Source organism: Vibrio profundi (genome assembly GCF_005281835.1).
GTDB lineage: Bacteria > Pseudomonadota > Gammaproteobacteria > Enterobacterales > Vibrionaceae > Vibrio > Vibrio profundi.
Genome location: NZ_RZIS01000002.1, coordinates 768,189 through 793,197, shown reverse-complemented (window position 1 = coordinate 793,197; position 25,009 = coordinate 768,189). Strand labels below are relative to the sequence as shown.

28 protein-coding genes are annotated in these 25,009 nt (G+C 42.6%); 7 read left to right on the top strand and 21 right to left on the bottom strand.

The genetic code is table 11. The features are described from left to right. Positions 1 to 6 precede the first annotated feature (6 nt). The gene (locus tag ELZ11_RS08480) at positions 7 to 1,155 is read left to right on the top strand and encodes a hypothetical protein (protein ID WP_137356942.1); all 1,149 of its coding nucleotides are present in this window, start codon (positions 7 to 9) and stop codon (positions 1,153 to 1,155) included. A 46-nt stretch (positions 1,156 to 1,201) separates the two neighbouring features. On the opposite strand, the gene ELZ11_RS08475 is transcribed toward ELZ11_RS08480, so the two are convergent. The 10 genes from ELZ11_RS08475 to ELZ11_RS08430 all read right to left on the bottom strand — a co-directional run bounded on the left by ELZ11_RS08475 (position 1,202) and on the right by ELZ11_RS08430 (position 6,935). Beyond that, complete coding sequence (locus ELZ11_RS08475) at positions 1,202 to 1,435, bottom strand: ogr/Delta-like zinc finger family protein (RefSeq protein WP_137356941.1); 234 nt, start codon at positions 1,433 to 1,435, stop codon at positions 1,202 to 1,204. A 25-nt stretch (positions 1,436 to 1,460) separates the two neighbouring features. Beyond that, complete coding sequence (locus tag ELZ11_RS08470; RefSeq protein WP_031342464.1) at positions 1,461 to 1,679, bottom strand: hypothetical protein; 219 nt, start codon at positions 1,677 to 1,679, stop codon at positions 1,461 to 1,463. Between the two features lie 251 nt (positions 1,680 to 1,930). Continuing rightward, positions 1,931 to 2,953, bottom strand: a complete 1,023-nt coding sequence (locus tag ELZ11_RS08465; protein WP_137356940.1) for a pentapeptide repeat-containing protein — start codon at positions 2,951 to 2,953, stop codon at positions 1,931 to 1,933. 6 nt (positions 2,954 to 2,959) lie between these two features. Next, positions 2,960 to 5,074 (bottom strand): rolling circle replication-associated protein, encoded by a 2,115-nt coding sequence (locus ELZ11_RS08460; RefSeq protein ID WP_137356939.1) that lies wholly within the window; start codon positions 5,072 to 5,074, stop codon positions 2,960 to 2,962. A gap of 3 nt (positions 5,075 to 5,077) precedes the next feature. Beyond that, the gene (locus ELZ11_RS08455) at positions 5,078 to 5,362 is read right to left on the bottom strand and encodes a hypothetical protein (RefSeq protein WP_137356938.1); all 285 of its coding nucleotides are present in this window, start codon (positions 5,360 to 5,362) and stop codon (positions 5,078 to 5,080) included. Positions 5,363 to 5,369: 7 nt separating this feature from the next. Continuing rightward, complete coding sequence (locus ELZ11_RS08450) at positions 5,370 to 5,663, bottom strand: hypothetical protein (protein WP_137356937.1); 294 nt, start codon at positions 5,661 to 5,663, stop codon at positions 5,370 to 5,372. Next, positions 5,660 to 5,887, bottom strand: a complete 228-nt coding sequence (locus ELZ11_RS08445) for a hypothetical protein (RefSeq protein ID WP_137356936.1) — start codon at positions 5,885 to 5,887, stop codon at positions 5,660 to 5,662. The genes ELZ11_RS08450 and ELZ11_RS08445 overlap by 4 nt, the downstream gene beginning before the upstream one ends. Further along, a complete protein-coding gene (locus ELZ11_RS08440; RefSeq protein ID WP_137356935.1) occupies positions 5,875 to 6,087 on the bottom strand; it encodes a hypothetical protein in 213 nt (70 codons plus the stop codon). The genes ELZ11_RS08445 and ELZ11_RS08440 overlap by 13 nt, the downstream gene beginning before the upstream one ends. Before the next feature lie 28 nt (positions 6,088 to 6,115). Continuing rightward, a complete protein-coding gene (locus ELZ11_RS08435; RefSeq protein ID WP_137356934.1) occupies positions 6,116 to 6,655 on the bottom strand; it encodes a phage regulatory CII family protein in 540 nt (179 codons plus the stop codon). Between the two features lie 67 nt (positions 6,656 to 6,722). After that, positions 6,723 to 6,935: a hypothetical protein gene (locus tag ELZ11_RS08430; protein WP_019275486.1), complete on the bottom strand. Its 213-nt coding sequence runs from the start codon at positions 6,933 to 6,935 to the stop codon at positions 6,723 to 6,725. An 89-nt stretch (positions 6,936 to 7,024) separates the two neighbouring features. Here ELZ11_RS08430 and ELZ11_RS08425 point away from each other — a divergent pair, with 89 nt between their 5' ends. Together ELZ11_RS08425 and ELZ11_RS08420 are read left to right on the top strand one after the other, a co-directional pair. Continuing rightward, the gene (locus ELZ11_RS08425; RefSeq protein WP_137356933.1) at positions 7,025 to 7,651 is read left to right on the top strand and encodes a phage repressor protein CI; all 627 of its coding nucleotides are present in this window, start codon (positions 7,025 to 7,027) and stop codon (positions 7,649 to 7,651) included. After that, positions 7,652 to 8,647: an HNH endonuclease gene (locus ELZ11_RS08420; RefSeq protein ID WP_137356932.1), complete on the top strand. Its 996-nt coding sequence runs from the start codon at positions 7,652 to 7,654 to the stop codon at positions 8,645 to 8,647. 11 nt (positions 8,648 to 8,658) lie between these two features. Here the strand turns inward: ELZ11_RS08420 and ELZ11_RS08415 are convergent, their stop codons facing one another. The 4 genes from ELZ11_RS08415 to ELZ11_RS08400 form a co-directional block, all read right to left on the bottom strand. Next, on the bottom strand, positions 8,659 to 9,333 hold the full coding sequence (locus ELZ11_RS08415) for a hypothetical protein (protein WP_137356931.1): 675 nt from the start codon (positions 9,331 to 9,333) through the stop codon (positions 8,659 to 8,661). A gap of 42 nt (positions 9,334 to 9,375) precedes the next feature. After that, positions 9,376 to 10,476, bottom strand: a complete 1,101-nt coding sequence (locus tag ELZ11_RS08410) for a hypothetical protein (RefSeq protein ID WP_137356930.1) — start codon at positions 10,474 to 10,476, stop codon at positions 9,376 to 9,378. Between the two features lie 112 nt (positions 10,477 to 10,588). Continuing rightward, positions 10,589 to 10,936: a nucleotide pyrophosphohydrolase gene (locus tag ELZ11_RS08405; protein WP_137356929.1), complete on the bottom strand. Its 348-nt coding sequence runs from the start codon at positions 10,934 to 10,936 to the stop codon at positions 10,589 to 10,591. Next, positions 10,920 to 11,732, bottom strand: coding sequence for an HNH endonuclease (locus ELZ11_RS08400; RefSeq protein WP_137356928.1), 813 nt, complete (start codon positions 11,730 to 11,732; stop codon positions 10,920 to 10,922). The genes ELZ11_RS08405 and ELZ11_RS08400 overlap by 17 nt, the downstream gene beginning before the upstream one ends. 192 nt (positions 11,733 to 11,924) lie before the next feature. Between ELZ11_RS08400 and ELZ11_RS08395 the strand changes: the two genes are divergently transcribed. After that, positions 11,925 to 12,956 (top strand): phage integrase, encoded by a 1,032-nt coding sequence (locus tag ELZ11_RS08395; protein WP_137356927.1) that lies wholly within the window; start codon positions 11,925 to 11,927, stop codon positions 12,954 to 12,956. 135 nt (positions 12,957 to 13,091) lie between these two features. On the opposite strand, the gene ELZ11_RS08390 is transcribed toward ELZ11_RS08395, so the two are convergent. Then, the gene (locus tag ELZ11_RS08390) at positions 13,092 to 14,135 is read right to left on the bottom strand and encodes a GMP reductase (protein WP_137356926.1); all 1,044 of its coding nucleotides are present in this window, start codon (positions 14,133 to 14,135) and stop codon (positions 13,092 to 13,094) included. 578 nt (positions 14,136 to 14,713) lie between these two features. Here ELZ11_RS08390 and ELZ11_RS08385 point away from each other — a divergent pair. Together ELZ11_RS08385 and ELZ11_RS08380 are read left to right on the top strand one after the other, a co-directional pair. Beyond that, positions 14,714 to 15,268 (top strand): outer membrane beta-barrel protein, encoded by a 555-nt coding sequence (locus ELZ11_RS08385; RefSeq protein WP_137356925.1) that lies wholly within the window; start codon positions 14,714 to 14,716, stop codon positions 15,266 to 15,268. Positions 15,269 to 15,466: 198 nt separating this feature from the next. Continuing rightward, positions 15,467 to 16,030, top strand: coding sequence for an outer membrane protein (locus tag ELZ11_RS08380; protein WP_137356924.1), 564 nt, complete (start codon positions 15,467 to 15,469; stop codon positions 16,028 to 16,030). Positions 16,031 to 16,067: 37 nt separating this feature from the next. Here the strand turns inward: ELZ11_RS08380 and ELZ11_RS08375 are convergent, their stop codons facing one another. The 5 genes from ELZ11_RS08375 to ELZ11_RS08355 all read right to left on the bottom strand — a co-directional run bounded on the left by ELZ11_RS08375 (position 16,068) and on the right by ELZ11_RS08355 (position 21,660). Further along, entirely contained in the window at positions 16,068 to 17,546 is a 1,479-nt protein-coding gene (locus tag ELZ11_RS08375; protein WP_137356923.1) for an NAD(P)H-hydrate dehydratase, read from the bottom strand. Between the two features lie 90 nt (positions 17,547 to 17,636). Next, positions 17,637 to 18,074 carry a PAS domain-containing protein gene (locus tag ELZ11_RS08370; protein ID WP_137356922.1) on the bottom strand — a complete coding sequence of 146 codons (438 nt, stop codon included), beginning with the start codon at positions 18,072 to 18,074 and terminating at the stop codon, positions 17,637 to 17,639. Positions 18,075 to 18,076: 2 nt separating this feature from the next. After that, positions 18,077 to 19,081, bottom strand: a complete 1,005-nt coding sequence (locus ELZ11_RS08365; protein WP_137356921.1) for a response regulator — start codon at positions 19,079 to 19,081, stop codon at positions 18,077 to 18,079. Between the two features lie 194 nt (positions 19,082 to 19,275). Beyond that, entirely contained in the window at positions 19,276 to 19,521 is a 246-nt protein-coding gene (locus tag ELZ11_RS08360) for a hypothetical protein (RefSeq protein WP_137356920.1), read from the bottom strand. Positions 19,522 to 19,767: 246 nt separating this feature from the next. Then, a complete protein-coding gene (locus ELZ11_RS08355) occupies positions 19,768 to 21,660 on the bottom strand; it encodes a methyl-accepting chemotaxis protein (RefSeq protein ID WP_137356919.1) in 1,893 nt (630 codons plus the stop codon). A gap of 419 nt (positions 21,661 to 22,079) precedes the next feature. Between ELZ11_RS08355 and ELZ11_RS08350 the strand changes: the two genes are divergently transcribed. Then, positions 22,080 to 23,951 carry a PLP-dependent aminotransferase family protein gene (locus ELZ11_RS08350; protein ID WP_137356918.1) on the top strand — a complete coding sequence of 624 codons (1,872 nt, stop codon included), beginning with the start codon at positions 22,080 to 22,082 and terminating at the stop codon, positions 23,949 to 23,951. 182 nt (positions 23,952 to 24,133) lie between these two features. Here the strand turns inward: ELZ11_RS08350 and ELZ11_RS08345 are convergent, their stop codons facing one another. After that, complete coding sequence (locus ELZ11_RS08345) at positions 24,134 to 24,511, bottom strand: NADH:ubiquinone oxidoreductase (RefSeq protein ID WP_137357044.1); 378 nt, start codon at positions 24,509 to 24,511, stop codon at positions 24,134 to 24,136. Positions 24,512 to 25,009: the final 498 nt, after the last annotated feature.

Below are 25,009 nucleotides of genomic sequence, written 5' to 3'. Positions count from 1 at the left end.
AACATAATGAGACTCAGAATTATAATACTAGGAATTTTACTTCCAAATTTTTTGATTGCATGTACTAGCAAGTCTACCTCTTCCGAGTTCGCCAATAAGAACCACTTGCTCAATAATGTCACAGAAGAAACTACAGGCTATTTTGAGGAGTATGCTCTATCTTCTTCCAACCCAAACAATACCGCAATGGCATTGAAGTACCTAGAAAAAGGCGTAGCTCTATCAAGAAGCGTATGCTTCGAACATTTAGATTATTTAGTAGCTAGTGAAAACGACACTACGTTTGGTCAGAATGAGCTCGGAGTCCTAGTTATTCTCGCTACAGGTATCATGGGGCTAAATGGTGTAGATCAAGACAATTTCTCAAAACTAGCTTTAGGAGCAGCTGCTGTTAACTCTAGCATTGACCTATATCGAAACCACTATCTATTGGGACCTGATAGTGACGTAATTGTAGACCTTGTAAAAAACGCCATGAATACTGCTGAGTCAGAAATTAGCAATAGAGCCCCTACAAACTTCATAGACGCGTATACGCTTCTTGAAAGTTATTCAAGGTTATGCAGTGACAGCCAAATTAGAAGGTTGGTTCGTGATGCTATTAAGAGTACTGAATTTGTTGCAAATGAATCTATCACTAACAGAGAAGAAGCTAATAAAACTATGACTGAAATCGCTGTTGCTCTGGGCCGTTCAGGTTTATCAAACAAGCAGTACTTTGGCCTCTACTGGAAAGCAAAAGAATCACCAACGAAAACAGAATATCTTCATGTGGTTAACAACGCGTTAGGTGACGCGAAAGAAATGGTGGATTCACTACCGATAGACGCTCTAGTAGAAATCAAGAGACTCTACTCAAAAAGCCCATACGCCTCAGCTGAATACCAACTTATTGTCGACGAAACAAAATCTGCAATTCAAAAGATAGAAAACAATCCTCTCAATGAATCTACCTTCAAGGCGGTTCTAAATGATTACATTTCTAATGAAGAGTTCATAGAAGTAAGACAGGCATTGGGTGACTTCGATAATCAGGAAACGGTAATGAAAGCCGCACTAAAAAATATTAGTGAAGTTACACTTACAAGAGCTTCAGCTATAGATGCCTCATACTCTCCATCCTTTGGCTCGACCATAACCGTCAATGTAAAATAGGACGTTCAAACAGCTAAAGCCCGAAGCAAGTAGGAACATTATTTTATTAGCCAAAGATCTCCAGCTGATCCAAATCTCCCTTACAAAGTTCAGGTTGGAGCTTTGGATCAGGTTTATCACCACTAGGTTCGATGATGCGGTGAACGGATGTGTAAGTGACAAAGACTGTGCCACAATTTAGGTTGAGGCACTGGCAGTAAGCTTCACGAGTTTCTTTACTCATCGCTCTGGATGTAGCAATGCGGGCTTTGCTTTCGCATTTGGGGCAAGTGATTAACATGGCAACTCCTTTTCAGTAATTGCGCCTATAGCCTAAACTGCGGGCTTTCGACTTCGTCAGCCATTTCGATAATGGCCTTGATGGCTTCCACTTTCTCGCTATCAAGTTCACCTTGATTGTCAGCAACAACTAATCCCATTAAGTAAGCACCTGCTTGGGCGCGGTTTTCACCGTTCGTACTCAATGCGACCCCGTCGAGAATTAGCTCCAGTGCTTGCTGGAAAAGCTGTTTTTTATTAGACATATCAATATCCTTACCAATGACACCCAAAATATACTGTATATTCATACAGGTTTCTACCTGCGTTTTGATGTCTATGTCACTGAATAAGGAGTTGGTAGTATCAGTGAAATTCCTCGATCAACTTTGTTAGGTAGTTGCCTGCCCTCCTTAAATGAGATTTATTGGAACGTAGCCTAGCCGACATATGTAATTAGTAATGAGTATTTAGAACTGCTTTAATCAAACCTAGAATTACAACCTTTGAGCCAAAACTAGTAAACAGGTGCAGAAGGGTCAGCGTTTAGATCAATCATCAGACCTAACGAATCCAAAACTTTTTCAATGTCCGACATAGAGTCCTTGTTAGAGTAATCAGGGATAGCTTTATTACAGCTATATTTGGAATCCCGGTAAGACTCTTCCCAATTCTCTGCCTTTGATAACATTTTGCAAACCTGAGCTACCGGCAATGGCTCAAAGAGATTTTGTTCCAGGTCGCTCTCGCTTAAATCACTAGACATGATCAGTTGAAACATTAGCTTCTTAAAAGCTTTTTCATCAACAACACGTAGAAATGTAACCTTGGTAAAATCTGCTCTAGATAAATTCGCATTGGAAAAGTCAGTGTCCTCAAGTATCGTTGCACCACGAAAATCTGAATATGGAAGGATTGCCCCATTGAAACTTGTCTCATAAATCCTTGCATTCAGAAATGTGGCGACTGCTGACTTAGAATTCACGAACGAACTATCATATAAAACTGTATTGTCGAAGTTAGCAAGGACCAGTTCAGCATCATCGAATTCGGACGAAATTAAACTTGCATTTTGAAAGTTAGCAGAAACTAAAATAGCGCTATTTAGTTTTGCCTGATACAAGTTAGCATTCTTTAAGTTAATGTCTTTTAAATATGCCTTGTTTTCTTTGGATGCAAGGTCAACATAAGTCAAGTCGACCCTTTCTTTCCAGCACAGACCGAAGCACTTCTGACTATTAAGATACTCTAACGCTTCGCGCTCACCTGAAGAACCAGGTTTGTCATTATGTAACAGTTGCCAAGCTGAGTTAATTTGACTGATTTGCTTATCATCTAAATCATTTACGAATGTAAACAAAGCGATCAAAAGCAAAAAGCTCGAGAGAGATGCGAAAATCCTAACCAAGTGTAAGTTGTCAATCCAATCAGCGAAATCAATTAGTCTACGATTTAATGATGATGCCTTATCTTCTACTTTTTTTGCTTCAGAAAATGAGTAACCACTGCCCTTTTTAAACCTTGTTTTTTTTTTGAACATAAAAATTCACTCCATGACTACGTTGTTTTTTGACGTATATTCCTTGAGGAAGGCTTGTCCCTCGGCATACTCTGCATATTTACTAAGCCAATAATCTCGTTCTCTATCACTTGATTCTGGTATTGGTACTGTCGAGGACAGAACACTCTTCCAATAGTACTTTTTATCAACAAAGCGCTGGTATTCATATTGATATTTTCCGTCGGCATTACTTTTGATATCACTAATATCAATATCGCGACATTCCATCGGCCAACCTCGAGCACCAGCAGCCCAGAGCATAAACTTATCTACCTTTTGTCTCGCATCCTTACCTTCGAATGTAATGCAGAACCTATTGTTTGAACTGGCATGCACTCCCCGCTCTTGAATTACTTGGTGAAGCTTCTCGGCTTGCTTTTCTAATCGTATGATTCGATTGTATAAGCGGTTCTGGTACTCCTCAGGTTTGTTTTGTTTAATAGCAATCGACTTAGCTTTAATGGTTTGAGCTTTGGCCGCCTGAAGTTTCCGCACTTGTCTTTTAATCGGCTTCTTCCATTGCTCAAGCTTGTACCCCAACTCTTTTATGATTGCTGTCATGTTGTCGGCTTCAAAACTTGCTAACGTTTCCCAAGCAGGAGCTCTCGAGCATTTAGCAATCGCATACCGATTTCCTTTAATTAACCCTTGGCTCTCATTGGCACCTTTTGCTGCATAGCCAACTGCCTTGATGATGTATGAGCCTGCAGCTTTAGGTTTTTTAATTCTCTCGAGCTTTGCGAATCCGTGCCCCCATATTTTCTCAAGTCGTTTCGACCAGGAACTAAACAGATGCTCTGGTACGGTCCACCGGAGTAACAAATGCACGTGAGGATTTGGTTCGCCATCCTCATTGGCCGGACACTCAGCTACCCAAATGTAGTGAAAGTCTGCCGGTGTGTTCATCGGTCCCATGTCATTAGGTTGAACGTACTTTGGTACTTTCTCTTTAGTTAGATCGCAATACTTCTGACCTGACTCAGGATCAGTTCGAACCGTATGGTCTGCAAGCCAACCTCTTTGGTACATTTTCTTAGCTGCATCTAGAAACCTTGAAACCTCATGCCCAATCGTCGTCTCTAGAGTTTTTTCCATGGTAAATTCCTGCTCAGGTTTCTGCTTCAAATCGCAGTATGCTCCGGCGATTACTCCATCTGGATTCATCTTTCTTGGTAAGGGGTTATCTTTGGTTGGCACCGTCCAATACTCACCACCGATATCCGTTATTGGGTGCCAGATTTTTTTCTCCAGAGCACGCGGATGAGCAGTCACCATGTTCCGCCTATAAGCAATTGGATGGTTAGCTCCCATTGAACGGCACTCGTCTTCATCGAGCATTCCTCCAAACATGGCCAGACGCTTAGCTTTAGTAAACGTTAGGGTCAGGAACGTGGAAAAGCCACCGTGACAGGCAGCAGTATAAGCACCCGCTTCAAAAATCTTACTCACGGATCGAGAAGTTAACTTCTCTGAAAACCGCTCGCCCACATTGGCAGTTGGCGCTGCACTTGAGGGCGTCTCTGTTATTGCCTGAAACTTGTATGTATCGTTCCAAGCACGATGCATCAACTGCATTGAAATAGGTATTCTGCTCGTTTCTCCTCTCGCTCGCCGCCCATTCTCATTCAACACAGCTGGTTTGGATCGCTCAGTAGTCTCATACAGTGCAGAATGGTTGAAGTAAGCCTCGGGAGAATTGAGCACTGACTTGGCTCTAAGAGACTTGTTCAGAGTCCTGATTCTCTTAATTTGGCGCTCTTTCCGATCGCGAAATTTCTTTGTCGGACTTTTGCGGCCTTTGACTAGACTAAGTCTTTCGGCGATTCTCGCCGCCGCTTCGCGGTCGTGTTTTGAGCGATAATTCTTCGCTTTGTAGAAATCAGTTCGAACATTTACATCGCGTTCGCGCTTGGATAATCGGTTTGATACTCGATCATAAACAGGAATCTTCTTAACTAAACCACTATCGAGTAGCGCTTGCTCCTGGTCTGAGTGAATTTTGGAACCTAAAAAACCAGCTCGATGGCTGGCGTCATTTTGCTTGATTCTGTCCAGGGGCATTACTGCCCCTGCAACATACAACAACTCACTTTCTTTCATTGGTCAATGCCCCTCCTCCCGGCTCGCATTACTTACCGATCCCCATGACTCGATACAACCTTGAGCTGTACACATGTAGTTCATGGGTCTTTGAGTAGGTTTAGTTCGTTTTTTGATACCGTGTTTTTCACGTAGCTTAGATAGTAGAAATTGAGCCCGCTGCGTTTTACTCGGATCATAACTTTCAAGTGCCGGCATATCAGGGCAAGGCAAATGACTAGGTGACGTCGCAATAATGCCATCATCGTAGATAGATACCGCAGGTCTGAAGTCAATATCTTCACTCATTCTCACCTCACCCAGCAGAGCTAACATTGAACGTAAAGATGCCTTCTGCATTCAAAAACAACATGGCTTCATGAACATCTGGAAATAGTTCAAGCTCATTGCCTTGAGAAACTAAGTAGATGGCTTCTCGGTGGGCTTGGCTAAATACCGATATTGCCCAACCTAAGAAGTTGCCCTTAGCGTCTAACTTTATGAATACACAAGGAGGATGATGAACCACACTGTCTAAGGCTCTAGCTATCGTGCAAAAGTCTTTGGCAGGTAGGCACCTTTCACTAGGATGAATTAGGGATACACTCATATCTCAGCAAACTCCTGTGTGTCTACGACGATAAAACCGCCCTTCCCCTCACCTTCGCTTAATACTCCGTGGCGAACGTGATTACATTTGAGCTGTTCGCAGGCTTGGCTTACGGCATCGTCTAATGAATCGAAATCACCAATAGCCGTTGTTTCTGGCTCTTGAGTTTGTTCGTGGCGCTTCATGGCACCATCACCAAACAATCGGATAGCTACGTATTGCATGAGGCACTCTCCGAACGCGCGCCTAATGCCTTCATTGCTAGCCCTGCTTGACGGCCAATGTTTTGCCACAGGCGAATGTTCAAGTTTTGCTGGCGCTCTTGCCCCTCGACAGGGTTCTCTTGGTACTTGGTGACGTTTAGTGCAGCGACGTTCTGTAGGTGTAAAGCTTCTTCCAGAGTGTTGAGCTCAATCGTAATCATGTTGAAACTTCCTTTCTGTTTTCTTCAGTTAACTCAGTCCGGGGACCGGCGCACCGTTGGCAACAAAATCCACTCCCATAGCTAAAAAGGGAGACACGCCTTTAGTGCGTTCTTCGAGATCACTAATCAAAAGCACAAGGTTGCCAATGCTGGCTTGAGCCTTCTGAATAATGTTGTGTTTGGTTGTGCGGCTTAAGCGTACGTTTCCGGCTTGGTCTAACGCCATTTGAGACAGGTCACCCGAGTGAATCGAGTTCTCTAGTGCACGTTTGATAAAGGTTTCTTCAGTTGCATCAAGCGGTATGTGAGCGGTAACAACACCCAACCCAAGAAGCAGGCTGTTTACTATGGTGTGATTGCCACTGGCTTTAGTAATCGCGATTAGCTCTACACACGTTAAGACATGAGGTTGCTCTGGGTTGAGCTTGTTGCGAAGCATTGTTGGGCTCATACCTATGCCTTCTGCCAGCTTGGTCATATTCTCAGACTTCGCAAATGCACAACACGCTTCGTTAAATGCCACTTGTTTCGTGCCAATAAATTCGCACATTGAGTCACTTTCGTTCATATCCAATACTCATTTGCATACCAAGGAGATGAAAATGAAAAACCAACCAAGGTTTAGAAACCGTTATTTAGCCGAGGTTTTGCATTGCTTCACGTGTTGCCATTTCTAGCAAAGCAACCATGTTGATTAGCGGCGTTTCTTTAGGTTTAGACTTGGCTTTGATAGGCAGGCGACCGTCAGAAACCCAGTCCATAATGGTGCGCTTAGGCATACCAGAGAACTGCGAGTATTGGTCATAGGTCATGAAAGGCGTATTTAGGACTACTTGATATGAAAGCATAATGCTATCCTTGTAAGTTATTGATTGTTTAATTTCGGGTGATTGAGTTGCAGCTCGCACCCGATTTCATTTGGAATTATTGATCGCATATGGAATCTTGTCAATTCCCAATTCGACCGCCGGAGTATGTTGGTGGGAAAGAAGTTATCGAAAGGTTGATGCAAGCCACAAATACCAGTTCTAACCAAGCATTGGCTGATGCCTTTGGTTTACCTAAATCAACCGTTGGCACATGGCGACATAGAAACTTAGTCCCTTACGAAATTGTAATTCGATTGCATTTGGAAACAGGCATCTCTATAAAATGGCTTACACTCGGTCAGGGCGAGCCATATGAAAGCCCAAATGAGCACTCTCATATTTCAAAGAAAAACGAAGCTAAGCAAATTTTTGATGCCGATTGTTTTCAAATAGAGGAAGGTAAACTAGTTAATCAAGGCACACTATCTTTAGATAAGGCGATGCTCGAGGAACTTGGTGTTGTAAATGTACTGGCATTAAAAGGCGAATCTGTTATCTATCTCGTAAACAAAGAGTCTAGTCAGGCAGTAAGCGGCACATATCTAGTTGATATGGACGGCCTACTCTCTCTCAACGAAATACAACGTTTACCAGGCAAGAAGCTAGCGATCAGCTTTAATGGTTCAACCCTGACGGTTGAAGAAGATGAAGTTAAGGTTGTTGGGCGTGTGGCGTTGGTGATGGAGAAGAAGTAATTGTCTGAAGGTATTACGTTCAATAAAGCGGGTCAAATTTCCCGCCTAAAAAGCTTGGCGGATTCGCTAACCAATGAGCATGTTCAGAATGCGATACAAAAGTACAAAGAAGCCAATGAAACCGCCCCAACATATAAAGATTCAACGACATACGATTTAATCGTTGATGGAGAACACTACCCACCTAAGGCTATCTTTGGCATGGCAATGGGAGAAATGCTTGGTGTAGAAATTAAGTCTTCATACTTCTCCGCTGGCTTAACCAGTCCAAACTTTTTAACCTTGGAGCGACTAGGGTTCGAAATTAGGCTAAAAGAAGGCAGCCCATGGTCTGACTACGAGATGGAAGACTCTGTTCGAGAATATCTGCGTATGTCGGAGCTCGAGCGTAGGGGAGAAAAATTTAATAAAGCCCAAATATACCGTGATCTAAACAGCAGACATAAGCGAAAAGAGACTGCTTATGAGTTTCGAATGCAGAATATCTCGTATGTTTTCGAACTACTTGAACGTTCATGGGTAACTGGCTTAAAGCCAAGAAGAAACATAACTCCTGACCAAGTTGAACAAATTGAACATCTTATTGCTTCTATCGAAAGTAAGCCCTTCGAAGGTAAGGCCTCCTTTGAAGCTAAGGTAAGGGAATCATCCAAAAAGCAAAACCTAGAGAAGCCTAAAGGTGATTCAAAGCCCAAGACAAGTACAACTACCACAACCAGTTATGCTCGCTCGCCAGAAGTAAAAGCCTGGGTACTCAACCGTGCAAACGGCATATGCGAGTGCTGTAACCAAAAAGCACCATTTGAGACTGAAGAAGGTAGGCCATTCTTAGAGGTTCATCACATCGTCCCACTAGTAGACGACGGTGCGGACACCGTGGAAAACTGTGCTGGTATCTGCCCTAACTGCCACAGGATGCTGCACTTTGGGAAAGGTCGCGAGAATAGAGCTGTAAAGCTAAGTAAAAGTATCATAGAAAAAGAAAGCGGCCTCTAGCCGCTTTCAAATTATTTGGCAAATACATGCTTTGCTTTTATGTAGTTTTCAAATGCTGGCTGTTTCTCTGGTTCAATACTTATGTACTTAGATGAGAACCACTCTCCTGTACTACCAGATTTATCTTTAATTTCGGCCGCTAACTTGTCATCAGTTTTAGCATTAAAAGTTATGTAGTACATTCCCTTATCAGGAAGCTCGACATAAAACGATAGCTCTTTTTTTGCACCAACCAACAGATATAAGCTTTTATAATGCTCTTTCTTCTGCTCTACGGGGTCAAATGGAGCATATATTTTAGGAAGAAATAGCTTCTCAAAAAACAACTTATCCCCATGTTCAATTCTGATTTTGTAGACGGATAATGGTGTATCCTCACCACTCCAATCTATCATTACGTCTCTTGTCCCTGTATTTTGAACATTTACATTAACTATTAAACCAAAGTTCCCATTATCTAATTCAAATGAGGATGGGCTTATCTGAATATTACTGGCGTTAGTGCCTTTAATTCTATCTTGAAGCTCTTTTAGTTCAGCTGCGGCTTTATCCCTTTGGTGAAGAACATCAAATGTATAAAACGTCCAAACACCACCACATATCAATGCAATGCTAAGCATTAGATAATGCAATTTCTCTGAATTACTTAAAATCCATCTAAATGAATTTGCAATAACACTAAACATACTAGATATGCTTACCCAATAACTCATAAAAACCTAATAACATTATAGTATTGAACCATCTACAGGGTCTGAATCAGCAGAATTGTCCTCTAGGCTTATCCCCATTTCTTCCTCACTTTCTCTACCGGAGCTTTCTTTCTTAGGAAGAGAAACTTTTAGATCGCTTTTAACCGACGCGATACCATTTTCTCTAGTTATTTGATTCGCCAATGCTAAAATTTGTTCTTCGGAAACACCTTCAGGAAGATCCATAGCTGAAACATCCGCACTATCAAATGCTATGGCTAACAAAGAGGCAAACATTAAGCGCTTCAGTTCTGAACCTGAAAGCTGAATGAACTGATAGCCAGGAGACATAAACAAATGCTGAGCTTTTAAGCCATACTGAACATCTTCTGAACGAAGGTACTCATTAAACTTCTCTAGGTTAAAGTCTATCTCATTTTGGCTTGCGTATTCAACGAAGCTGGAGAGGGCATCCAAACGGTCGAGCGTTTGTGATAGAAATGTTAGCTGATGATTCGATAGGTCTTCTTCTGAAGCAATTCTTAGTGAGCAACGCACTTCGCCTTCAGCAAAATGTATTGGGTAAAGCCAGTGGTTCAAGGTTCTGACTTGGTGGGCTTCTTTGAATTCCGTAATTGTATGAGGAATTCTAAGAGTTCTATCAAGGTTCATTGGTAGAAGCTCACGATTTCTTGGTTTCCCCCAACTGACATTCATTCGTAAGTTGTAATCGCAAACTTTTTTATCTCCAGTACGACCGTGTAAAACACTGTCAGCGTAGTATGGCTTGGACGTAACGACACCAACAATCACTTTGTTCGACTCTTGAAGTGAAATTACTGTATCCCCTTCGTTCACCTCATACAAAAATCGGCGCAATTGCCCCTTGAGCCGAGCGACTTCCCCCCTTTTCTTTTGGCTTGAGCTTTCAAGAAGTCGAGCGGATGCTGCACCGATCATATGCTCTTTGTCAGCTTCACTCAGGATATGCCCATCTTCAAAATCAAACTTGACATTATTGGCATGACCTATTGCGACAACGCCATTGAGTCTAAACTGCTGGTAATACTCACCACTATTTGTACCCGCTCTAATTAACCAATAACGACGTTCTAAAGGGATTTCAATTGCACTCAAGGGATACTCCAAATATAAGAATCAACACGCATACATTCTATCAACAGATTACAATCATGTATTGCTGTTCATAACGTTATAACGCGTTTTATTATGACAGACATCAAGCTAACTAGAGTTTTGTATACTTTGTTGAAACACCATAACTTTTATCGACTGGATATTTCTGCGCGTTGATAGCCAGCTTTTTAGTACTCGCGTCCTGAAGGTCGATACCAGTTTTGTCAGCCAGCCTCAGCAAGTACAAAAATACATCTGCGATCTCTTCGCTAATAGCGTCTTTTTGTTCCTGAGTTAAGTTCTGGCTTTCCTCTTCGGTTAGCCATTGAAAATGTTCTACCAACTCACCCACTTCACCACTTAACGCCATAGCCAAGTTCTTAGGCGAATGATATTTATCCCAGTCTCGCTCTTTTGCGAATAACTCCAATTCCTTCTGAAGTTTAGATAGCTCTTTCATTGATGATTTCCTTTAATCTATCCACTGAGATCCACGGTCTGCTTCGGTGTATAATCCTGTGACAGTTGGAGCACAGCAATGCAAGATCCTCAAGTTTAGTTTTCTGGCCATTTGACTCTGCCAATGGGTTTTTGTGATGGCATTCAATAAAGTCTATACCTCTGTCACCATAAACCCTTTCGAAATCGAAGCTACACGCTTCACATTGCAATCGTTGGTTCGCCGATTTAACAGCCCGCTTCTTTGCGTTAACCAGTTTTTGACTCCGTTCTCTTACCACATGACTCTTATATACAGGGGTACCTTCAAAGTGCTCTAAATCAATATTGTCAGTTGGGGCATATATATGACCAGGAGAGTTATTTAACTCAATCGCTAAACCCTTTCTCATCGTCGAAACCTGTACCGCTTGTACAAAGTCCTCAGAAAAAAACTCCTCTCCAAACGGAATATTCTCGTGTTTTTCTAGCGCTTCAAAATGATACCTATATGGGTAAGTATCATCCGGCCATACCTTAGAGTCATCTTCATAAAAAGCTTTCGTTACGCGTGCCTTTATTAACGTAGCGATCGAACCTTTATAGAATTTAGCATCGACTCTTGGAGCACCTTTCACCACTCTCCCGTTTTCATCCTTCATAAACGTCAAATGGTGCACAAAGTACAAGATATCGCCTTCTTGTACTTTATCTGTGTTAACCGTTTTATATATTTTTTTGTGTCCCCAGATGCCTCTTTCTAGTCCAATAAGCAAGTTATTTGTTGTTGCTTCTGCGACGTAAATCACCCATTCCATTTTAGATATTACCCTGATATTTCATAATCTTGTGACATTCTATCAATTGTGCACATAGTAACATATTGGATAGCACTTAGCCCTTATTAAGCGACACTGCACTCACATGTTCGTTTTTAAACATTCAAACATTGCCTGATATCGAGTGACCCATTAAACTGTATATAAACACAGTATTGGTGTATTTTGTTTATGTCTACCCGCAACTTAAAAAACGCTTCTAAAAAGCCCTGGTTATGTGAATGCTATCCAAATGGTCGTTCAGGTAAGCGAGTAAGAAAGCGTTTTGCGACCAAAGGTGAAGCGGCTGCCTACGAGCGGTTTGTTATGCGTGCAGTTGAGGAAAAGCCTTGGGAAGGTACTAAACCTGACCATCGCAGGTTAACTGAGCTTATCGACATTTGGTTTACTCGCTATGGCGCCACTCTCGCTAACGGAGCCCCTATTTATAGCAAGCTGCAAAAGATGTGTGATGCTATGGATAACCCAATTGCTACCCTTCTCAATGCTAAGCTGTATTCAGATTTTCGCAGTCAGCGCATGCATGGGCAAATTAGCTTTGTTGATGGCCGATGGCAAAAAGGGGCACCGAGTATCGCTACACTGAATTCTGAGCTTGCTAGATTTAAAGCTGTTTTCAGTAAGCTGAAGGAACTCGGAGAATGGAAACTCCCCAACCCTATTGAGGAAGTTAAGCCCTTTAAAGATCATGAGCGCAGTATGGCTTTCTTACATAAAGAGCAAATTGCCTTGCTATTAGAATTAGTCGCTTTGCACACTAGAGAGGATATGCTCAAGATAGTTAAGCTTTGCCTTGCCACTGGTGCACGTTGGAACGAGGCAGCGCAGCTTAACGGCTCTCAGCTCACTCAATACAAAGTCACCTATACCAACACTAAAACTAAGAAGAATCGCTCTGTACCTATCTCTGAAGCGCTTTATCACGAGATCTATAAGCCAACCTCAGGTAAGTTGTTCGAAGAGTGCTACACACCCTTTTGCTACATCCTCAAGAATAAACTCGGTATTGCCCTTCCCTCTGGCCAAGCTTCTCACGTTCTTCGCCATTCATTCGCCAGCCACTTTATGATGAACGGGGGGAATATTCTTGTCCTACGAGATATCCTTGGCCATGCAGATATTAGTATGACAATGCGCTATGCTCACTTCGCTCCAGATCACCTATCAGAAGCTATCACTCACAACCCACTCGCTAACTTGTAGTTGTCGCCACAAAAAATTTTTTCGCTGGCTGTCGCCACTTTGTCGCCACTTTGTCGCCACTTTACGATTTTCAGGCAAAAAAAGAGCCGCTAAAAGCGGCTCTTAATATTTCGTATTTTCCGAAGAGTCATCAAATTACTCTTTACCGAAAACGTTGTTCTCTTGCTCTTGTACGCGGATGAAAGTAGTACGCTTAGTTAGCTCTTTAAGCTTTGCTGCGCCTACGTATGTACAAGTTGAACGCACACCACCAAGGATGTCTGAGATAGTGTCATTTACGTCGCCACGGAATGGAAGTAAAACAGTTTTACCTTCAGCAGCGCGGTACTTAGCCACACCACCAGAGTGCTTAGCCATTGCCGACTCAGAAGACATGCCGTAGAACTTCATGAACTTCTCGCCGTCTTTTTCAATCACTTCACCACCAGACTGTTCGTGACCTGCTAGCATACCGCCAAGCATTACGAAATCAGCGCCGCCACCGAATGCTTTCGCTACGTCACCAGCACATGCACAACCACCGTCACCAATGATCATACCGCCAAGACCGTGAGCCGCATCTGCACACTCAATGATTGCAGAAAGTTGAGGGTAACCAACACCAGTCTTAACACGAGTTGTACATACTGAGCCTGGGCCAATACCAACTTTAACGATGTCTGCACCTGCTAAGATTAGCTCTTCACACATGTCACCAGTTACAACGTTACCAGCAGAGATAGTTTTTGTTGGGAATTCAGCGCGTACTTTTTGTACGAATTCAACTAGATGCTCTGAGTAACCGTTCGCGATATCGATACAAATAAACTCAAGGTCTTCGCTTAGCGCTAGGATTTCTTTAGTTTTGTCGAAGTCGCGTTCTGATGTACCAGTTGAAACGAAAACTTTGTTAAGTGTTTCTTTATCAGCATTTTTTACAAAATCAGCCCACTGCTCGATTGTGTAGTGCTTGTGCATTGCTGTCATTACACCGTGCTTCGCAAGCTCAGTAGCCATTTCGAAGCTACCTACTGAATCCATATTGGCTGCAATAACAGGTGTGCCAGACCATTGACGGCCACTATGCTTGAATGTAAAATCGCGGGTTAAATTTACTTGAGAACGGCTTTTCAGTGTTGAACGCTTAGGGCGAAACAGTACATCTTTAAAACCTAACTTAAGTTCTTGTTCGATACGCATGGTGTATTTCCTTGATTCATTAGTATATGTGTCACTCGCAATGTGCGTTGTAACACCGTTGGCAGACGGAGTTACATTTCTTTCGGACACAAAAAAACCGGAGCGTTGGCAGACGCTCCGGTTTTCAGCATTATAGGTTGTGATTTAATAACAGCAAGTCTGATATTTTCATTTTTTTTGTGATACCATACGGAAGATTACATACCTACAATTCCTAAACTTTCCATATATTTACCCTCTCCCCTGAAAAATCATCAACTTAAAGTAAAACGCTTGCGCAATCCTTTGCTATCGCAACCACGAACTGCGAGTACAATAAATCAGCAACCGCGCTATTAGCGAACATTTCGTGAACACAATCACGCTCTTTTCCCTAAATTTTTCTCCAACTACTTCAAAAAAATTTCGACTTTTTTACCTCAATATTCACTATTCTTAGCTTATTGATCACTATGGATTGAATTTTGCTTGTATTTCATACAGAGGAATTCGCTTGCCGCAACGCCGATCTAACGGCCGTATAAATGGTTGTATTGGGTTTAAGGCAAATATCAAAGCTTAAAAAGGGAATTGAAGACATGAGCAAATCAAAATATGTATATCTAATGGGACTGTTCCTTAGTGGCTTAAGTGGCAGTACGCTCGCCCAAACCGGGCCAGGTGTCATCAATACCAATGTCGGTGCGACCATAATCTCAGATGGTTCTGAATCTGAAACGGCCTACTTCGGGCAAATAGGCTATAGCCATTACCTAAACGATCTACTAGCCATCGACATCAGTTATAGACATACCGAAACCCTCAATAGCAGCGTTTCAGCAAACAGCACAAGCTTTTCATCTAAATACGACTCTTACAGCTTAGGCCTAAAGGTTGAACGCGGAATGGGAGGCTTTAATATTTATGGGACTGGTGGTGGAAGCTACATCTCATCTGAAACCACTCGCTGGAACACAACTACGAACGCTGCGGAAACCACTAGTGAAGACAGCGTCAAGCCCTACGCCACTGCAGGAATAAAGTTCGCACCGCTGGGATCCCCACTATTGCTCGACGCGTCGTTGACCTACCAAATGCTTCCCAATAAAGAAAGTGCAACATCAGTCTCTGCAGGGGTCTATTTGATGTTTTAGCCAGCTAAAGCAGTGCATTCTGCGAGCGAGAGGCAACCTAACTAGTGCCTATGGTCTTTCCTCGGCACGCTTAATAAAAGTAGCATCGTCGCTGTATAAATTAACATATAAGCCAACAACCCCTTTATGGAACGCAATACCAAAACCTGATAGAATACAGTCTCTCGTACCATATTTGTATTTCTATTAAGAGGCTATATGAAAAGTAACAGCTTGCTCCCCCTACTAAGTGCACTAGCACTTTCTTGCTCTTTTAATGCTAGCGCTAAATCGAATCAATATGAATTCGCCTACGATCTTGGAGTTTCGCAAGTCGACAACGGGGAAGTATCAAAGTCCGGATTTACCAGCCGAGCTAAATTCAACTATTACTTCTCCCATTTCTTCGGATTAGAATTCAGTTATACCGATATGGTGACAAGCCCAAATGACTTTGTTGACAGTGTAGAAGATACAAACACATCAGTGTCATACACTGCACTTTCAGCCGGGGGAATAGCTCGCCAACCGTTAAACAAGTTGATTACGTTGTATGCTTCTGGTGGTATCAGTAACGTAAAGCTGAGCGAGAGCATTTATGATAATGCGACATTTTCCAAGACGGAGAATGAAGAAACAAGCATCAAACCTTACATAAATGCAGGGGTTAGCATGACTTCCCCATGGTCTAACGTTACCTTTTCTTTGGACTACACATATCAAGACCTTGGATTAGATTATACCGCTAGCTACATATCGATTGGCGGCCATTACAATTTTTAACCTTGTCATTGCCTCAAATAGCCTAACCTTGGGTCGATTACACCCGATTTATCAAAGCTCTAATTGAATTGATAACCTCGCTGGCGAGCAAGCCTTGTTCGCCAATACTCTTTACACACACATCGGCTGCACAGCTATGCGCCATTACACCGAGTAATGACGCATCTTCTACACTCAGCCCTTGTGCGAGAAAAGAACCGATCACTCCCGTAAGAACATCCCCCATTCCACCGGTTGCCATTCCTGGGTTCCCTTCCGCGCAAATATACAGCTCATCTCCGTTATATATGATCGTTCCTGCTCCCTTTAAAACAACCACACCACCATACCGCTTCTGAAGATGCTTAACGCTAGAAATTCGATCTTCTTCAATTTCGGACACTGACACACCAAGTAACCTAGCGGCTTCTCCAGGGTGTGGAGTTAGCACACGCTGATCATCAATAGTGGGTATCTCTGCCAGTATATTAAGAGCGTCTGCATCGACCACTTTAGGTAATCTGCTAGTGGCAACTAACTGATAAAGCTCTTGAGAATATTTGTTAGTGGATAAGCCCGGGCCAATCGCTAATGCTGTTGACCAAATCATTCTTCCCTCAAACTGTTCCAAATCAATCCAGTTGCATGACATCGCTTCAGGGGTTCGTACAAGTAACGGATTTAGGTTGGCTTGTGAGGTGGCAGTGCATACCAAACCGCACCCTAATTTAAGTGCAGCTTCTGTAGTGAGCAGTATTGCGCCGCCCATCCCTTCACTCCCACCCACACATAGTAACTTACCATTACTTCCTTTATGAGCTGTGCGATTGCGAGTTGGAATTAGGGATTTGATTGACTCAAAGCTGACTAAAAAAGAAGAAGTCGAAGCCAGATGCTCAAAGTTGTTCTTCACACCTAACCCATCAAAAACTATCTCCCCCGTGTAGCCACGAGCTTGGCCCGTGTATAAGCCCAATTTTCGTCCTATAAAGGTAACGGTGTAAGAAGCCTTTATGCAGCAGCCAAGAGCTACACCTGTATCAGAGTTCAGGCCAGAAGGAACATCAATAGAAAGAACTGGTAAGCCAGATTGTTTAATACCTTCGATGACAACTCGATAATTCGGTCTCACTTTACCGTTCAAGCCAGTACCAAGTAGCGCGTCGACAACGAGATCGACCGTTTGCTCTAACGTATGATCGCTCTGGATCTCACCACCAACTTCTAACCATTGTTCATAAGCTCTTTTTGCATCCCCTTTGAGCTTATCAACAGCGCCTAAGTGCCAAACACTAACCCTCAGTCCACTTAGCTTGGCGAGCCTTGCGACAACAAAGCCATCGCCGCCATTATTACCATTTCCGCAACACACTAAGACATGTTTACATTTGGGGTATTGCTGCTTTAAGACATTAAAAATGGCCGCGCCTGCTCGTTCCATTAACTCAAACATCGGCACGCTAGCTCGTTTCGCAGCCAAAATCTCACCACGTCTTACTTGTTCTGCGGTATACAGTTTTATTCGCGTTTGCTCCATTAAAAATCCCTTTATCACCAACTTCTACCTACAAAAAAGCCAAGGTATTTACCTTGGCTTAAACAATAGTTGGATTACAGTGCTAAGTCATTATCCATTCAGAGATATCAAAGCTTCAGCGGTAGCATCTTGAATAGATAAAAATAGCGAGTTGATTTGCCCGGTAGGTGTCCGCATAGGATTCAAAGTCACGTTCTGGTACATGAAATCCGCTTGCTGCGTCACAGGTCGTACGTTTCGGCATTTAAACAAATAAGGACGTTGTTGCCAGGTAATGAAGCTTCGACATCCTAAATTGTACACAGGCTTAGTTTTAAGTCTGAACCAATCTTCGGGAATTTCAGGAAACAGCTCAAACAAAGATTTTCCAATCGCATCGTGTGATTGTTTTCCACTATGGTGCGTCATGAAGCCATTCCAGACTTGAACATTGTAGTCCTTATCAATGACGATAAGTCCCATATCAACGTTTTGTACCATATCCACCATCCAGTGAAATTGCTCAAATTCTGCTGGGAGATTTAGCATAATTAGAACTCCTCCATTAGATACGCTAATTTGTTGTCTAGTAACGGCAAAGACTCATCGACAAACATAAATAATAAATCGCAGCGGATCGAGGTGCCATCAATATTGTAACTAACCTCAAACGTCATGGTTTTTTGGAAAGAACCAGCGGTATTGGCGATAACAGAGTCAATTGAAATATGCTGGCCGAGTAACACCGGAGAGCTTTGGAAAAACCTCACCTCAGACTGTTCGCCTAATCCGTTCAAGAATGAACCAACCAAGATATTAGAAACGTCCATCAACAGCTCTAGCTCTTCAAGCTCTTCACTGTCGGTTGGGACTTTCATTAACTTCTTAAGATCCGCCACACTGGAATCACTCAACAGCACTAACGCTTCACCGGCGATGCCTTCTCCGCTAAACCCTTGGCAAACCCCCGAAACTTGGTCGTTTTCCGCTAGGTCTCGCAATGCCATATGAAGTTCACTAACTTCGAATATATTGACGTTCGGCAATGGTAAGTGAACGAATACATCAAAGTGACGAGCCAAAGCATCGGCAGCTCGACCAATCGCGACGTTTGCCACTTCCATATAAATATCGCGTCTACGTAGAATTGGTAGATCGAGCGGTTGAGGAGCAACAATTTGAGGTTGCTGAGGAGGTTCGACTAATTCTTTAAGGACTGCTTTAAGCTTTTCTTTATCGATAGGTTTTTGCAAAAAGGCTTTTGCCCCTAGCGACATCACTTTTTCTTGAGCTTTGGGCTGAATATCCCCAGACACAACAACCACTGGTGTCGAATCGCCTAACTTTTGCATCTCTTCTAATGTGCCGTAGCCATCAAGCTCTGGCATGGTCAGATCGAGAAACATCAATTTGAACTGATTCTTACTCAACTCTTCTAAAGCATTAAGCCCATGAACAGCGAAGGTTATATCAGCGTTAAGCGTTGCTGGCAGAGAGCGCGCCATTTGCTTACGAGCAAGCGCGGAATCATCACAAATGAGAACAGGAAACGACATTCATCCACCACTAATAATTTAACTTATAAATATCAGTGTAACAGATTGTTTTAGAACCAGATATAGAACAGCAGCCGCTATTTTAAGGTAAATGAAGTGTAAAATTAGAAACTAAAAGTAGGGAGTTGTGTAACCAATTGATTTCATTTGGCCAATACTAATTTCGAGTATCGACCAAACGAATAAAATAACCATTAAAGTTGATAAGAAGGCCATAAAATAAGTAGAGCAAAACGCAAAATAACGGCGAAAACAAGTAAAGCAATGCCTAAGCGATACCATTTATATTCAGCTACACTCATAGGAATTCGTTTGTAAAACATGGTGATAACACCTTTCCAGTCCTGGCTACGCTTTCCATATTGCATAACACTAGTCAGTACAAATAGTGCACCTAGAAGCAGCATGCCTTTCTCTGCCCAAAAAATTCCGACTTCCATTTCTATTCCCTTCTGGCCATTTGAACCATTTCATTCTATTTAGAAAGCGACGATTGATCTGTACGACTATGGTCTAGGTTTCTGATGAGGTTTTATTGAAGTGGAAAATTATATAGGCTCTAAAGTCACGCTTATTCGATCGGAATAGTTTCTAGGGAAGTATTGAGAACACGTGCAGCTATATGGAAGAGCTAATAAACGAAAGAATTAGGCTCAGGTACAGGCTAAGCACCTGAGCCCACAAGATCAACCTAGTTTGAAGTTAGCCACCTGACGTTTTAAGTCTTCGTTCGACTCTTGTAGCATTTCACCCGCTTCGACGGTTTGCTGACCACTGCTCACTAATGACTCCACGATATCGCGAATAGAGAGCATGTTCCGACTCAACTCTTCGGCAACGGTACTTTGTTGCTCGGTTGCCGCCGAAATTTGAATGCTGACGTCATCAATCTCACGTACAGAATCACTCATCAAGGTTAGGCTATCGGATACTTCAGAGGTTTTTTCCGCTGTCTCCTGACATTGACGTTTCGTTGCTTCCATCGCTTTTACTACGCCTTCCGTACCTCCTAGTAACTGGCTCAACATATCTGATATTTCGGTGGTGCTATTTTGAGTTCTCGCTGCCAAGGCTCTTACTTCATCTGCTACTACAGCAAAGCCTCGCCCTTGCTCTCCAGCACGCGCCGCTTCAATCGCAGCATTAAGAGCAAGTAAGTTAGTTTGCTCGGAGATTTCGCCGATGACGGTTAGAACATTGCTGATTTTGTTCGCGTCTCGGTTCATTCTGATGATGCTATTCGACATATCATCAACTTCAGATACCAGCGCACTCACGGTAGTTACGGCGTTGTTTACGATACTTAATGACGATTGCGCTTCTTTGCTTGCCTCAGCAGTAATCCGATTAGATTGATGTACATTTTCCGCAACGGTTCGGGCACTTTCACTCATTTCTGTAATCGCGGTAACAACTTGCTCAGTTTCGGCTGAGTGAGTCACTAATTGCGTTTCATTGTCTTTCGCGGTGCTTCCGAGTTGGTTAATACTCACCGAAATATTTTGGCTAGCTTGGGAGATATGCAGCATCATGTCCTGGAGGTTTTCCACAAACCGGTTGAACCCTAAGCTAATTTTTGCCAAATCATCATCGCCATCAACTTCTAACCTTTGGGTCAAGTCACCGTCACCTTGGGAAAGGTCAAGCACTGCATGTTTAAGTTTAAGCACTGGTTTATACGCGTAATGAACAATAAGAGAGATCGAACCAAGGCTAATAAGTAACAGGATCGTACCGGTGATCAAAGAGCTGTTCATCGCTGCGAACACGCCGGTGAGCGCAGAGTCTTGGTCAACGAACACCATCAATGTCCAGTACATATCACCGGTCAAGTTCACGCGCTGGAAGTAACCATCAAACTGAATGCCCAAATATGGGAATTGTAAGTGACCACTATTTTGGTTAAAGAAAGCCTTTTCCATCTCAATGAAATTGGAACTAATTTGAGAAGGCGTTCGCCCTATATCAGTTGGATCATCACTGGCAAAGAACACTGCATTCTTGTCTGTGAGCGTCGCAGCACCTCCAGCAAAACGCATGTTACTCACGGCGGTGATGATATCCCCTAATTGAATGTCACCCAGCAGTACGCCAATTACCTTTCCTTGTTGGGTAACAGGCATAGTGACACTTACCACTTTTTGCTGTGTCACTTGATCCTGATAGATCTCGGTTAAAGCAACACCTGAAGCCCTTCGAGCGTTTTTGTACCAATCGCGAGTCCGAAAATCCGGCTTGTCGCCACTCAGCGACATATACGTCCGACCATCTTCATAAGTCATGATTACATTTGAGATCGCGGAGCTATTAGCCAGTAAATTAACTAATTTCTGGTTTTCAGATTCCGAAAGTTGGTTATTAAAGGTTGCTGCGCCTTTCTCTATCGCATTGACCTTAAAGTCCATCATCTGTTCAAGTTCAGTAACATGAAAGCTCAGCTTGTCTTCCGTTTTAGAAACTAACGCGGACACCATTTTTTCTTTCATAGACAGCATGTTGAGCGTCCCGAGCACAATGAGTGATACAGCGACCAGTGCCCCTACACCTAAATATATCCTTGATTTAAAGCCTAAATTCATAACAGATCCCTCACTTACTTGGTTATTCAACCTGAAGTTAAGAGCGAAGTTCAGTTTGTTTTTATTATTCTCGCCTAGGTTTAGATCAACCCACACGGATAGTTCAACCGATAAGCCGCCCAGCCAACTGATACATTCACATCGCAAATATGCAAGTAAACACACATAACAACTAGCGGATAGAACGTCAATAAGCAATGAAACGAGCCATAAATTAGAGCATTTATTTGGTTATTAATTAACCACTCATCAAAACAGCCCATTTTTGCAAGCCACCTTACACTTTGGAATCAAAGTCACATTTATAAAATCACCCAAACTATAGTCACTTTATGCAGCTTGTCTGCATTGGCTAGGCAGCGATTTAGCAATCGCACCTCGTTCCGAATAAAAACTATATTAAATTTTTGGAGCTAAATATGACTAAAAAAGAGATAAAATATGGGCCGAAACAAACGCCCTGGATTGAACAAATACCCGAGTATGCGATCGGAAAAGTTTCTCCTCCGAGTGCAGACCCCATTCAAGTTTACGATGATAGAAATTACGACTTCGACTATGCCGAACATGCCATTAATGGGTTCGATATAGAGCTCCCTGCAACCGGGCAAACCTCCCTTGAGCAAGATAACGCCTACCAGCAAATTCAGGCATTTGTTGATACGCAAAAGAGCCACTTTTTAGGCTATCAAACCGAAGAAAGGATCAAGTACAAACACCGACTTGCACCATTTTTGAACGTTAGCTTAAACAACGTTGGCGACCCATTTGTGAATGGCAATTACACCATTAATACGAAATGCGTCGAACGCTCAGTTCTTGATTACTATGCCTCACTTTGGAATGCGAACTGGCCATCGCAAGGGCCATATTTAGATGAACAAGGCGAGTTTCAGCCAGGCAACCCTGAAAGTTACTGGGGCTATGTGCTAACCATGGGCAGTACCGAGGGAAACCTCTACGCCATGCTCAATGCCCGAGATTACCTCAGTGGAGTAATGTTGCTAGAAGAGGAAATACGTGGCGAGGACGAATCCGGTACAACAGTTTCTAACAGCCAACTTTACGCTCACTACCCTTCTCCTCCCGATCACAACCCAAATGCCTATACCCCAGTCGCCTTCTTCTCTGAAGATACACACTACTCCATCGTTAAAGCGATGGCTGTAGAAAAGATAGATACCTTCGGTGAGCTAGGTAACCGTTTATATCCAAACGAAAATCCCGTCTCACCTAATGAACCTTGGCCCACGGAAGTACCTTCGGAACAGCCAACTCAAGCTTTACCAGCAGGTTCTGGCGCGATCGATGTTGATAAGCTGATCCAATACGTCGAGTTTTTTGCAAAACGTGGTTATCCGATACTAGTGGTGCTCAATTGCGGTACAACCTTTAAAGGCGCTTATGATGACGTTACACAAGTCACTGACAGGCTGAAAACCACATTAGAAAAATACGGCTTACTAGATCGAACCGTCCCCATTGATAAGACCGATCCCAGCAAAGGAGTGGAACAGCGAACCGGCTACTGGATTCACGTTGATGGCGCACTTGGTGCGAGCTATGTTCCTTTTATTAAAATGGCAAAAAGCTCGGGGCAATACGAAGAATTTTTCAAAGAAGAAGGAGGCTTCACTGGGCCAGACTTTGATTTCAATAATTCGATGATTCACTCCATTGTCACAAGTGGGCATAAATGGCCAGGTGCACCTTGGCCAACCGGTGTGTATATGACCAAGCAAAAGTTCATGGTGTCGCCACCTGACAACCCTGAATATATAGGCTCACCTGACACGACATTCGCAGGTTCCAGAAATGGGCTTTCGCCTTTGGTACTGTGGGAGTACTTCGCGAGAAACAGTTATCAAAAACAAGTTGAGTTAGCGATGTATGGGCAAGAAATGGCGAAGTACGCTCATGAGAAGCTAAAAGAAGTGGCGCAGTGGCATGAAAATCAAGGCCACGCTTTGCCTGAAGGGCTTTGGCTCCAGCGGACGCCTCTATCTTTGTCATTGATCTTCTGCCAGCCAAACGAAGAAATTATCTTCCGTTACTCATTAGCTAAAGAAACCGCCAAAATTGACGGGCAGGTTCGTCAATATGTCCATCTGTTCACAATGTGGGGCGTGACGCGAGAGCTTATTGATGATCTATGTTGTGATCTTAAACAGAAGGATGCCTTCGATCCAAAGATGTTTAAGAAGCTATCGAATGTGAGAACCCACCGCAAACTCGAAGCTAACTGCCTTAAACAAATCAGATTACCAATAAAAGGACGTTCATTCCGCTAATCGAACAAACAGAAACCAAAGCCCTCTCTAGAGGGCTTTTTAATGTAGCGTCTTTGAATCGTCTATTAGGCTTCCAATCTCATATTCTCAGCACCTTGAGTGGGAACTTCGATATAGAAGGCTCTATATTGCACGATCAAAAAAGCCTTCCGAAGAAGGCTTTTCATTAATCTTTTAAATACTTAAGCTGCAGCAGCGTTTAGCTCTTGTTGTTTCTTCTGTTTCTTTTTCGTTTCTACTCGGTCGCGGAATGCAAACCAGAAGTAAGTAACAACAATTGAGAAGAACAAGTATGACAATGAGAAAATAAATGGTGACGAGATTAAGTCGTTCGAAATTCCCCAGCTAACACCTGCCACCGTTACAGCGATTTTAGCGAAGAAACCACACAGCAATAAAACAAGCGCTAACTGTGGGAAACGAGTACTACGGAAAGCCAACCAGTAACAGCTACCGACAGCTAGTGACGAAATATACAAACCAAGAAGAAATGAATGTAGATGGTCGGCAGCGGCAAAACCACCAGAAACTGACAACACTAAAATTAGAATTAACTTGATCATAAACGCCTCACAATAAAACTAGAAATGCATCCTTTCATATTTGCAATCTCATTTTGCGGGCTATTTTCCTTGTTTTTTTGAACAATACAAGAGGTAAAAAAGAACAAAATGTGTGCAAACATTAACCAGCACAATAGCGTTTACATGGTATTAACAATTGGAAGTTGTAAAGATACTGTCCTTATTAGCTTTCATTAGTAAAAGTCGCATTTTGTATGGTTTTGTTACAGATTATTAACCTTAAAAATATTATGAATATTTTTTAAACAATGTGAACTGTGACCACAGATCCTACCAGTATAATCATTTACGCACCCGATCCCTTATATAAGAAGAGGCAGCGCCTTCCATTAACGGCCTCACCCTTTAAATTAAACACTTAAACAACCCAATAAAAACAATTCTTTAACACCCCGAAATTAATTGCCTTTAAAGCACAAAAAGAGATTCCAATCACATTTATATTGGTTATAATCCGCGCTCTTTTGCGCTATC

What these genes read in the sequence shown, in the direction of transcription:
- ELZ11_RS08430 (WP_019275486.1), bottom strand. Translation starts at nt 6,935, where the DNA reads ATGCTTTCATATCAAGTAGTCCTAAATACGCCTTTCATGACCTATGAC.
- ELZ11_RS08455 (WP_137356938.1), bottom strand. Translation starts at nt 5,362, where the DNA reads ATGAGTGAAGATATTGACTTCAGACCTGCGGTATCTATCTACGATGAT.
- ELZ11_RS08465 (WP_137356940.1), bottom strand. Translation starts at nt 2,953, where the DNA reads ATGTTCAAAAAAAAAACAAGGTTTAAAAAGGGCAGTGGTTACTCATTT.
- ELZ11_RS08355 (WP_137356919.1), bottom strand. Translation starts at nt 21,660, where the DNA reads ATGAATTTAGGCTTTAAATCAAGGATATATTTAGGTGTAGGGGCACTG.
- ELZ11_RS08480 (WP_137356942.1), top strand. Translation starts at nt 7, where the DNA reads ATGAGACTCAGAATTATAATACTAGGAATTTTACTTCCAAATTTTTTG.
- ELZ11_RS08385 (WP_137356925.1), top strand. Translation starts at nt 14,714, where the DNA reads ATGAGCAAATCAAAATATGTATATCTAATGGGACTGTTCCTTAGTGGC.
- ELZ11_RS08415 (WP_137356931.1), bottom strand. Translation starts at nt 9,333, where the DNA reads ATGTTTAGTGTTATTGCAAATTCATTTAGATGGATTTTAAGTAATTCA.
- ELZ11_RS08460 (WP_137356939.1), bottom strand. Translation starts at nt 5,074, where the DNA reads ATGAAAGAAAGTGAGTTGTTGTATGTTGCAGGGGCAGTAATGCCCCTG.
- ELZ11_RS08445 (WP_137356936.1), bottom strand. Translation starts at nt 5,887, where the DNA reads ATGCAATACGTAGCTATCCGATTGTTTGGTGATGGTGCCATGAAGCGC.
- ELZ11_RS08440 (WP_137356935.1), bottom strand. Translation starts at nt 6,087, where the DNA reads ATGATTACGATTGAGCTCAACACTCTGGAAGAAGCTTTACACCTACAG.
- ELZ11_RS08425 (WP_137356933.1), top strand. Translation starts at nt 7,025, where the DNA reads ATGGAATCTTGTCAATTCCCAATTCGACCGCCGGAGTATGTTGGTGGG.
- ELZ11_RS08475 (WP_137356941.1), bottom strand. Translation starts at nt 1,435, where the DNA reads ATGTTAATCACTTGCCCCAAATGCGAAAGCAAAGCCCGCATTGCTACA.
- ELZ11_RS08400 (WP_137356928.1), bottom strand. Translation starts at nt 11,732, where the DNA reads ATGGAATGGGTGATTTACGTCGCAGAAGCAACAACAAATAACTTGCTT.
- ELZ11_RS08375 (WP_137356923.1), bottom strand. Translation starts at nt 17,546, where the DNA reads ATGGAGCAAACGCGAATAAAACTGTATACCGCAGAACAAGTAAGACGT.
- ELZ11_RS08350 (WP_137356918.1), top strand. Translation starts at nt 22,080, where the DNA reads ATGACTAAAAAAGAGATAAAATATGGGCCGAAACAAACGCCCTGGATT.
- ELZ11_RS08470 (WP_031342464.1), bottom strand. Translation starts at nt 1,679, where the DNA reads ATGTCTAATAAAAAACAGCTTTTCCAGCAAGCACTGGAGCTAATTCTC.
- ELZ11_RS08450 (WP_137356937.1), bottom strand. Translation starts at nt 5,663, where the DNA reads ATGAGTGTATCCCTAATTCATCCTAGTGAAAGGTGCCTACCTGCCAAA.
- ELZ11_RS08380 (WP_137356924.1), top strand. Translation starts at nt 15,467, where the DNA reads ATGAAAAGTAACAGCTTGCTCCCCCTACTAAGTGCACTAGCACTTTCT.
- ELZ11_RS08365 (WP_137356921.1), bottom strand. Translation starts at nt 19,081, where the DNA reads ATGTCGTTTCCTGTTCTCATTTGTGATGATTCCGCGCTTGCTCGTAAG.
- ELZ11_RS08360 (WP_137356920.1), bottom strand. Translation starts at nt 19,521, where the DNA reads ATGGAAGTCGGAATTTTTTGGGCAGAGAAAGGCATGCTGCTTCTAGGT.
- ELZ11_RS08435 (WP_137356934.1), bottom strand. Translation starts at nt 6,655, where the DNA reads ATGAACGAAAGTGACTCAATGTGCGAATTTATTGGCACGAAACAAGTG.
- ELZ11_RS08370 (WP_137356922.1), bottom strand. Translation starts at nt 18,074, where the DNA reads ATGCTAAATCTCCCAGCAGAATTTGAGCAATTTCACTGGATGGTGGAT.
- ELZ11_RS08395 (WP_137356927.1), top strand. Translation starts at nt 11,925, where the DNA reads ATGTCTACCCGCAACTTAAAAAACGCTTCTAAAAAGCCCTGGTTATGT.
- ELZ11_RS08405 (WP_137356929.1), bottom strand. Translation starts at nt 10,936, where the DNA reads ATGAAAGAGCTATCTAAACTTCAGAAGGAATTGGAGTTATTCGCAAAA.
- ELZ11_RS08390 (WP_137356926.1), bottom strand. Translation starts at nt 14,135, where the DNA reads ATGCGTATCGAACAAGAACTTAAGTTAGGTTTTAAAGATGTACTGTTT.